Annotated in this window: 8 protein-coding genes; 7 read left to right on the forward strand and 1 reads right to left on the reverse strand. The window is 55.1% G+C overall.

The window, feature by feature from the left end:
- On the reverse strand, nt 1–726 hold a 726-nt coding region (locus Q7V48_08105; GenBank protein MDO9210698.1), incomplete at its 3' end, for an N-acyl homoserine lactonase family protein.
- Nucleotides 727–1,164: 438 nt separating this feature from the next.
- Between Q7V48_08105 and Q7V48_08110 the strand changes: the two genes are divergently transcribed.
- The 7 genes from Q7V48_08110 (at nt 1,165) to Q7V48_08140 (ending at nt 8,896) form a co-directional block, all read left to right on the forward strand.
- Nucleotides 1,165–1,569, forward strand: coding sequence for a lactate racemase domain-containing protein (locus Q7V48_08110; GenBank protein ID MDO9210699.1), 405 nt, complete (start codon nt 1,165–1,167; stop codon nt 1,567–1,569).
- The gene (locus Q7V48_08115) at nt 1,451–2,047 is read left to right on the forward strand and encodes a lactate racemase domain-containing protein (protein MDO9210700.1); all 597 of its coding nucleotides are present in this window, start codon (nt 1,451–1,453) and stop codon (nt 2,045–2,047) included. The genes Q7V48_08110 and Q7V48_08115 overlap by 119 nt, the downstream gene beginning before the upstream one ends.
- Nucleotides 1,944–2,957: a phosphoglycerate dehydrogenase gene (locus Q7V48_08120; GenBank protein ID MDO9210701.1), complete on the forward strand. Its 1,014-nt coding sequence runs from the start codon at nt 1,944–1,946 to the stop codon at nt 2,955–2,957. The genes Q7V48_08115 and Q7V48_08120 overlap by 104 nt, the downstream gene beginning before the upstream one ends.
- Before the next feature lie 138 nt (nt 2,958–3,095).
- Nucleotides 3,096–5,450 (forward strand): penicillin acylase family protein, encoded by a 2,355-nt coding sequence (locus Q7V48_08125; GenBank protein ID MDO9210702.1) that lies wholly within the window; start codon nt 3,096–3,098, stop codon nt 5,448–5,450.
- Nucleotides 5,451–5,473: 23 nt separating this feature from the next.
- The gene (locus tag Q7V48_08130) at nt 5,474–7,312 is read left to right on the forward strand and encodes a CocE/NonD family hydrolase (GenBank protein MDO9210703.1); all 1,839 of its coding nucleotides are present in this window, start codon (nt 5,474–5,476) and stop codon (nt 7,310–7,312) included.
- Between the two features lie 487 nt (nt 7,313–7,799).
- Nucleotides 7,800–8,432 carry an MBL fold metallo-hydrolase gene (locus tag Q7V48_08135; protein MDO9210704.1) on the forward strand — a complete coding sequence of 211 codons (633 nt, stop codon included), beginning with the start codon at nt 7,800–7,802 and terminating at the stop codon, nt 8,430–8,432.
- Nucleotides 8,429–8,896: a GNAT family N-acetyltransferase gene (locus tag Q7V48_08140; protein ID MDO9210705.1), complete on the forward strand. Its 468-nt coding sequence runs from the start codon at nt 8,429–8,431 to the stop codon at nt 8,894–8,896. The genes Q7V48_08135 and Q7V48_08140 overlap by 4 nt, the downstream gene beginning before the upstream one ends.
- The last annotated feature ends 186 nt before the right edge of the window (nt 8,897–9,082 follow it).

A 9,082-nucleotide genomic window follows, 5' to 3' on the forward strand; every position in this document is an offset into this window, starting at 1 on the left:
TTTAGACATGAGGGGATCATGGCCGGGGAACAACAAGTCGGGGGAAGACGCTTTCTTCCTCAGTTTTTCGTATGTTTTCATCCAGCCTATCAGGTCAACGATCAAGGCGCTGGGCCAGTCTTCCTGGTAATTGCGGAAAATATGGGCGCAATCTGAACCGACAATCGCCGTGCCTTGGGAGGTCTTGACGGCCACAGCCTGGAGAGCAACGGTATGCCCAGGAGCTAAAAGACACTCCACTCCGGGAAGTACTTCCTGATCCCCCTTCAGAAGTACAAGACGGTTGGTTCCTTCAAGGGAGGCCAGGTAGGTTTTAGACTTTTCATCCGATGATTGCTGGAAAGGAGGACGCCGGGAGATAGGATTCTTGAGGGCGAAAGAGTATTCTTCTTCCTGAAGGTACACAGTGGCCTTGGGGAAGAGGCCCACGCCGCTCGAGTGGTCCCAGTGGAGGTGGGTAAGGATCAGGTGGTGGACTTCTCCGGCCCGCACGCCGATTCGAAAAAGGACTTCCGCCGGGCTTACATAGCCGGCCAAGTTCTTCTCTTTCGCTAATTCTGGCGGTATCCCCGCATCCACGATGACCGTTTCCTGCTCCCCACGCAGGCACCAGAAATAGTAATTTCTCTGGACGGTCTTCTCCCAGTCCTTCCTCCACATAAGAAAGGCCCCCGAGCTGGTAAACGGCCCGGCATACTTCAAGGCATAAATCTCATACTCCGCCATGGGTCCTCCTTGGTTCTTTCCGCCCCCGGAGATCGGCTCCGGAATTTGAATTCATCCCCTCCTTATACTATGGGAAAAAGCGGGAATCCACAACTTTTGCGGGGGGCATTTTTCTTGACACCTCGTTTCCGAAGAATATATGATTCATCTCGTTGGGAAGAAGGAAACAACTTTTCTTATTCCATCCGGGAAAAGGTCTTCGCTGTTGAGGTGATTTTGACTTTCGGGACCCCGGGTTCGATCTAACCTCGGTCAACCGGGGACTCATGATGAAGAAGAGGCTTAGCCTCCAGTGAAGAAAATTTGGCTTTCGGGCATAATTCAAGTATCCCTTTCGCATTGACGGTCCTTTCTCTGTGCATCACGACCCACAGGGAATGGAAAGGCGGTCAGACGATCTTTGATCGGGAAGAATGAGAAAAAAAGGAAGGAGTAACGATGGCTGCCGATAAAGAGTTTCATGTGGAGCGGATTCCCTACGGCAAGGGAGAGATAGAGATTCAAATTCCCAAGAAGAACTTCGTGGCAGCGCTCATGCCCCAGTATAATCCGGGGCTTAAAGACGAAGCCGGAGCAGTCAGAAAAGCGCTGGAGAATCCCATCGGGACCAAGAGGCTAAAGGAAATTGCCCGGGGAAAGAAAAATGCCGTGATCGTTGTGAATGATATCACCCGCCCCACGGCCAGCTATAAATTTCTTCCTCTACTTCTTCTGGGAGGCGGAAGTGAAAATCGTTATGGCAACCATCGCGCCCCACCAGGCCGCCGGCTTTTCCGGGGGGCGGAAGAGCGTTCTTCCGGGAATTGCCAGCTTGGCCACCTTGAAGCAGCATCACGGCTTTAACCTGCGATCCGATAAACCGGCCATGGGATGGGTGGAAGGGAATAAGTTTCACGAGAACGCCCTGGAAGCGGCCAGAATGGCGAAGGTAGATTTCATCCTGAACACGGTGCAGAACCAACACAAGGAGATTACGCAGGTGGTGGCCGGGGATGTAGAGAAGGCCTGGCTGTTTTCCAAATGCCTGAAGAGAGCCGATTTGATTCTGGTCAGTAAAAAAATTGATGATAAGACTCTGAAAGAGATGTTCACCCAGAGAGCCGATACGGTTGAGGAAGCGGTAGCAATGGCCTTGGCCAAACACGGGGAGAATGCCAAAATCATTCTCATGAAAAACGGATCGGATATGATCCCTCGTTTCGAAGGAAAACCAGAAAATGCCCAAAGTACTGATCATGACCAAAAAATTTGCCGACATATCCCGGGACCCTATCCGAACCCTGGAGCAGGCCGGGTTTACCGTGGAGGAGAAGGATTATGACCGGGTGTCCCTGGCCCAGGAGGATGAAGTCTGCCGGGTAATCCAGGGAGCGGATGTAATTGTGGTAACTGCCATGTTTCCCGCCACCCGGAAGATCATCATGAGCGCCGACCGCCTGAAGATGATCGCCATTCGCAGCGCGGGGTTCGAGGGGAGCGACCTAAAAGCGGCCACCGAAAAAGGGGTCGTGGTGACTTGCAACCCGGGGGCCAACGCCAGCTCCGTGGCCGACATGGTCATCGGTATGATGCTGGCCGTGTCCAAGCAGATTGCCAAAAAGGACCGGGAGATGCGCAAGAACCTCTACAACCGGGGAGGGGGGGAGGATCTTTTCCGCAAAACCGTGGGGATTATCGGGCTGGGCAACATCGGGAAAAAGGTGGCCCAGAGACTCCAGGGGTTTGAGGTCAAAATCATCGCCAATGACATCGTGGATTATCCCGGGTTCAAGCAAAAATATAACATCCCCTACTACTCCAAAGAAGAACTCCTCCAGATGGCCGACTACGTAACCCTCCATGTTCCTCTGGATGATTCCACCCGTCTGATGATCGGGGAGGAGCAGCTGCAATTGATGAAACCGACGGCCTTCCTCATCAATACCGCCCGGGGGGAGATTGTGGAGGAACAGGCTCTCTACAAAGCACTTACGAACGGCTGGATTGCCGGAGCAGGCCTGGATGTTTTCCAAGAAGAGCCCCCCAAATTCAGACCGCTCATCGAGTTGGAGAATGTGGTCTGTACCCCCCACAGCGCGGGCTTGAGCCGGGAAGCTTCCTATGCCATGGCGATGGAGACAGTAAAAAAGATCATTGCCTTTTTTGAAGGGAAAGTTCCCCCCCATGTCCTCAATCCGGAGGTCCTGAAGGGCCCAAAGCTAAAAGCCGACCGCGATCGTCATGAAGGGTAAACGAAAGGAGATCCGGTGGTTGGGTAGTGTTGGAATGATCGGAGTACTGGCGCGAAGGCACATGTGGGCCCGAAAAACGCCGATACCCCGGAGCCGCATGCGGTATCAAGAACCTTTTAAGGCAGTGAGGGATAACCGGTGACTGAAAATACGATTACGGGAAAAGACCTGAAATCCGCTCTTCCGGACACGTCCAAAACATTTCGGCTGAAGGGGATCGATGCGCTCATCGAGATCTACAGGGACCGCTTTGGTGTTCCGCACGTGCGGGCGCAGACGGCCCATGATGCCTTCTTCGGGCAAGGGTTGGTCACTGCTCAGGATCGTCTCTGGCATATGGAATATGACCGACGGCACGCCTACGGACGTCTGGCTGAGCTTCTTGGTGGGTCGGCCGTTGAAGAGGACAAGCTGATGCGCCGGTTCCAGATCGGGGCAACGGTGGGAGACGACTATCGGTCCGTGGATGCCGCCACCCGGGCCATGTTGGACGCCTACACGGCCGGGGTCAACGCCTTTATCGAAAAATCGGAGGCGCTGCCGATTGAATATAAGCTTCTCGATGCCAAACCGGAATCCTGGCATCCATGGGACTGCTTTGCCGTCTACAAGGTGCGCCACATTATGATGGGGGTGTTTGAAGGAAAGTTATGGCGGGCAAGGCTGGTGAACACGCTGGGGCCAGAAAAGGCGGCCGCCCTCCTGCAGGGCCACCCCCCTGGCCACCTGGTTATCGTGCCGCCGGGCGGGGTGTACGAGGGGCCCATTCTAAACGGGTTCCAAGAGCTGAGCAGAAATCTGGAAGCCATTGGGTGGCTGAGAGAGGAACCGGATGCGGGCAGCAACAGCTGGGCCGTGCACGGCAGCCGTACGGCTTCTGGAAAACCACTTCTGGCGGGCGATTCGCATCGTTCTTTGGATACCCCGAATGTTTACTATCAAAACCGCGTTGCCTGTCCGGAATTCGACGTGATCGGGCTGTCGTTCCCGGGCTGCCCCGGCTTTCCCCACTTCGGCCACAACGCCCATGTGGCCTGGTGTGTCACCCACGCGCAGGCCGATTACCAGGATATCTACATCGAGCGGTTTTCTGCGGACGATGCGGCCCGATACAATTTCCAGGGCCAGTGGAAAAAGGCCAAGGTCCGGCGCGAGCAAATAAAGGTCAGGGGTGGTGCGGTTCAGGAGATGGAAATGACCGTAACGCATCACGGCCCGATCATCGCCGGGGATCCGAGAAAGGGCTACGGCCTAGCGTTCAAATACACGGCTACGGCCGCCCCCTATCGGGGTTTTGAATGCATTCTTCCGATGATGAAGGCGACTTCCGTCGACGAGCTGGACGAATCCATGCGGAACTGGGTGGATCCCTGCAACAACTTTATCTCTGCCGATGTGCATGGAAACATCGCTTACCTGCATCGGGGGCAGGTGCCCATCCGGTCCATGTCCAATGCCTGGCTGCCGGTCCCGGGCTGGACAGGAGAGCACGAGTGGCAGGGGAACATCCCTTTCGAAGCGCTTTCGCGGCTGCGCAACCCCTCCAATGGATTTATCGTCTCCGCCAACAACCGCATCCCCGACGCGAACTACCCCTATTACCTTGCCTTGAGTTATGCTCCGGAATACCGAGCCCGGCGGATTTACGAACGACTCAAAAACCTCACCGGTGCGACGGTCGAGGAGATACGGGCCATCCATGGGGATTGTTTCTCCATACCCGCTCAGGTGCTGGCGAAGGTGATATCGATGATTGAGCCGACCGACGAATTCTCCGTCCGGGCGAAGGCCATGCTATCCGGCTGGAACAGCGCCATGGCGCATGACGCCGTGGCGCCAACGATATACAGTGCGTTTCGGGTCAAGCTTTTGCATAAAATCATCGGCAGCCTGGTCGGACCGCTGGTTGACGTGATGTTTACTACTACCGGCCGCGGCGGCCCCCGGCACCTCGGCGAACTGGCATCCCAGATCGTTACCGCGGCAAAGACGGGGGATTCGTCCCTTCTGCCGCCGGGAACCACCTGGCGCTCGGTAGCCACCGAGGCATTGGACGAAGCGGTTTCCTACCTCAGAAAGCGCCTGGGAGACGATATGGCGACCTGGCAGTGGGGTGCCGTCCATCGCACCTCCCCCAAACATCCAGTCTCCCATTTATTCCCGGAGCTGGAAGACCTTCTCAATCCGCCTTCGGTACCGATGGGAGGAGACGGAGACACACCCCTGGCAGCCGGCTACTCCCCCGGCCGTCCCTTCGATGTGACGCTGCTTTCCGTGGTTCGCTACGTGTTCGACACGTCCGACTGGGATAAATCCTGCTGGGCGGTGCCCCTGGGCGTCTCCGGCCATCCGGCAAGCCCGCATTATGCCGACCAGGCCTCCATCTGGGGCGTCCTTGAGCTTATTCCCATGCGCTACAGATGGGACCGGGTGAAGGCGGAGGCGGCGTCTCATCAAACTATTAAACCGGAGTGGACTCCAGACACTCCCTGAACCTAACCGAAAAGAGGTATGCCATGACCCACCCCTATGAAGGCTCTCATCAACAATACGAGGTGCTCATTGACCCCAAGGTAATGATCCCCATGCGGGACGGCATCCGACTGGCCACCGACGTTTACTTTCCGGCTGCCGGCGGCAGGTGCGCGGAGGGGCCGTTTCCGGTTATTCTGGAACGCACCCCCTACAGTAAGGCCTCGCCCCAAAACGTCCTGAAAGCCAAATACTTTGCCCGCCGGGGATATGTTTGCGCCATCCAGGATGTGCGGGGACGTTTTCAATCCGAAGGGGAGTGGTATGCCTTTGCCCAGGAAGCGCAAGACGGCTACGACACCGTGGAGTGGCTTGGAACCCAGACTTGGAGCACCGGCAAGGTCGGCACCATGGGGGATTCCTACGCCGGAAGCGATCAGAGCGCCCTGGCAACCCTCGCCCCACCGCATCTTGGGACAATGATCGTGGCCGTTGGGGCTTCCAACTATTACCACAGTTCCATGCGTCACAACGGTGTGTTGGAGCAGCGGTTTCATGTGTATGTCTTCCGCATGGCCATCACCAGCAAGGAGGCTGCCGCCGATCCGAATCTCAAGAAAGCGCTGATCCAGCTGTATACCGAAAAGATGCCGGAGGTCATGCGGCGGTTCCCGCTCAAGAAAGGGGCCACCCTTTTACGAAGGCTGCCATCTTACGAGCGGTGGGCGCTGGATATCCTCACCCACGGCGACTATGACGGCTACTGGAAGGAACAGCGCGGCTATGCCGTCTCCGAGTACTATAAGGAACATGCGGATGTTCCCACCCTTTACCTGGGCGGTTGGTATGACTCCTATGCCCGCAACACCTGTGAAAGTTATGTGGCCCTGCGCAGGATGAAGAAAACCCCCCAGTACCTGCTTATGGGACCCTGGACCCACGGAAAGTATGAGATCACCCATGCTGGAGATCTCGAATTCGGCCCGGAAGCGCAGATCGACTACCAGGATCTGAAGCTGGCCTGGTTCGACCATTTTTTGAAAGGCATGCCTACCGAAGTTGCCGACTGGCTGCCGGTGCGAATTTTTACGATGGGAACCGGCGACGGCAAGCGCGTCATCGCCGGCGCACCCGGTGAGGCGTCAGAGTATCCGGGTCGCATCAACCACGGCGGTTTTTGGCGGAGGGTTGAAGACTGGCCGATTCCGGGCACCCGGTTCACACCCTACTACCTTCAAGGAGATGGAACCCTGTCTCCGCAAAAGCCCGGTGGATCTGATATTGCACCCAGTCGATATACCTTTGACCCCAAGGACCCGGTGCCCACCATCGGCGGCGGCATTTCGGCAGCGGATTCCGTGATGAAGCCCGGCGCCTTCGATCAGCGCGAGAAAGACATGCTTCCGCTCATTTCGCGATCAGATATTTTGACCTTCCAGACCCCCCCGCTTGCGTTCGAGACGGAAATCACCGGGCCCATCGAAGTGCACCTGTGGGCGTCATCGTCGGCTGTGGATACCGACTTTACAGCCAAACTCATCGACGTGTATCCACCCAGCGATGATTATCCAGATGGCTTAGCCGTCAATCTGACCGATTCTATTATTCGTGCCCGGTATCGAGACGGCTATGAGAAATCGGAGCTGATGTCACCCGGAAAGCCCTACGCATTTGTCTTTCAGCTTTACCCGACATCCAACGTTTTTAAAAAGGGTCATCGGATCCGCTTGGACATCAGCAGCAGCAATTGGCCCCGGTTTGATGTCAATCCGAACACCGGCGGACCCTTGGGGCTTGAGCAGCGGTACGAAATTGCGCATCAGGCCGTCTACCATGATGCCAACCGCCCGTCCCATATTGTGCTGCCGGTGCAGAAGGGTTGATAAAAAAGCCGGAAGGATGTTTACGTCCTAATCATTGGCCAAGACTTCACCCCAAACATCCTAAGATTGGAGAGCAGGCTTCAAACCACCTTAAGCTGCTCTGGTAAAGAGCCAGGGAGGAGCCAGGAGGTAAGGGGAGGTTGCCGGAAACGGCGATTGGATGATAAGAGCCGGATGACGGGAGACTGTCACGTCCGTTTCCGTGAAGGCCTGGGGGTGAAATTCCCCTGGGCTACTCGACTGTTCAGTTTTAGGGTCCCAAAATTACCAACAACATATCGTGCTTTTTTTAAACCTTCGTTTGAAAATTGGCACAAGAAGTGGACAAATTCGCCTTTTGAGTTGCAAAAATCCTGTACTTTGTGGATAATAAATGTATCGGTAAGTTTGGGTGGGGCTTGTCTTCTCAATTCTTGATTGCGGCCTGCCTGCTTTCTCCAATGTTATTTTTTCCCCCAGGTAAAAGCGTATGAAGGAAAATACTGTGATGGAAAAACAGGCCCTGAAAGTACAGCGATTAGGTGTTGGTTCTTATGGAAACAATGTCTACTTGGTGCAAGATCAGCTCCAGGGTTGCTGTGTGCTAATCGATGCTGCGGCGGAAGGTGACGCTCTGCTACAAGCCATTGGGCCAGATCGTTTGGTGGCAATCATCCTCACTCATGCCCATATGGACCACATCCAGGCTCTGGAAGAGGTTCGCAAGAAGGCCGGCGCCCCAGTGGGAATTCATCCCTTGGAACCAGAGGCCACTCGACTCCGTCCAGAAATCTCTCTCTCCGATGGATACCGGATTGCCGTGGGGTCTCATGAACTAGAAGTCCTCCACACCCCGGGGCATACACCTGGAAGTGTATCTTTTTTCCTTCCATCCACCCTGTGTTTTTGTGGGGACACGGTATTTCCCGGAGGTCCAGGCAAGACTTGGTCCCCGGAAGCTTTTCAAACCCTCATTCAGAGTCTGGAACGAAAAATTTACACCCTTCCGCACAATGTTTTACTCCTGCCCGGGCACGGGGAAGGGATCTTGGTAGGAGATTCTAAGAAGGAATATGAGGTGTTTCACAGACGACTCAGAGAAAAAACACCCTTTGGGGAGGTTCATTGGGAGGAATCGTGAGCCGTCAGAAAGATCGAGCAACCCTGGAACGGATGGTAATGGGAAAAGATCTTCCTGTGAGTTCCGAAGAATTGGTGGCCCTCCGTCATGCTGTGGGTTGGCCGGCAAAAGGGAATTATGTTCAAATCATCCAGGAGTACCTTTTTCACATCAGCGCCAGGTGGAATGGACGGCTGGTGGGATTTTTACCTGTGGTAGGTAGCCCCCACGGTGATTTGTTGATCCATAGCCTATGCGTGCATCCTGACGGCCAGGGACAGGGGGTGGGGACACGTCTAATGGAAATTGCCCTGGAGGCTTGTCGCGACTTGAATCCTCAGGGGGTCAACGTGCTTTTTGGGGAGAATGACCGTCCCTTCTTCGAAAAATTTGGTTTTCGGGTAATGTCCGGGGGGTACATGGATTCTGAATCTTTGAAAGCCCCCAATGTCCGATCCAAGGCCAAAAACAGACTCTCCCGCTGATAGAGATGAGTAGGCCCTTCTATTATCTTTTTTCCTTATCCCCTAAAATATTTCTCCCTCATTCTTCGAGAAAGCTCGCTGGTAAATTGGAAGGCCCTCTCTCCCAACTCCAGTGACATAATCGAAGTGGCGCAGCTCGGGGTAAGGATCGATGACTGAAGTAATGTTTGCCTATTGATTCCCACA

Source organism: Deltaproteobacteria bacterium (assembly GCA_030654105.1).
In the GTDB taxonomy this organism is placed as follows: Bacteria; Desulfobacterota; SM23-61; order SM23-61; family SM23-61; genus JAHJQK01.

What these genes read in the sequence shown, in the direction of transcription:
- Q7V48_08135 (MDO9210704.1), top strand. Translation starts at nt 7,800, where the DNA reads ATGGAAAAACAGGCCCTGAAAGTACAGCGATTAGGTGTTGGTTCTTAT.
- Q7V48_08130 (MDO9210703.1), top strand. Translation starts at nt 5,474, where the DNA reads ATGACCCACCCCTATGAAGGCTCTCATCAACAATACGAGGTGCTCATT.
- Q7V48_08110 (MDO9210699.1), top strand. Translation starts at nt 1,165, where the DNA reads ATGGCTGCCGATAAAGAGTTTCATGTGGAGCGGATTCCCTACGGCAAG.
- Q7V48_08120 (MDO9210701.1), top strand. Translation starts at nt 1,944, where the DNA reads ATGCCCAAAGTACTGATCATGACCAAAAAATTTGCCGACATATCCCGG.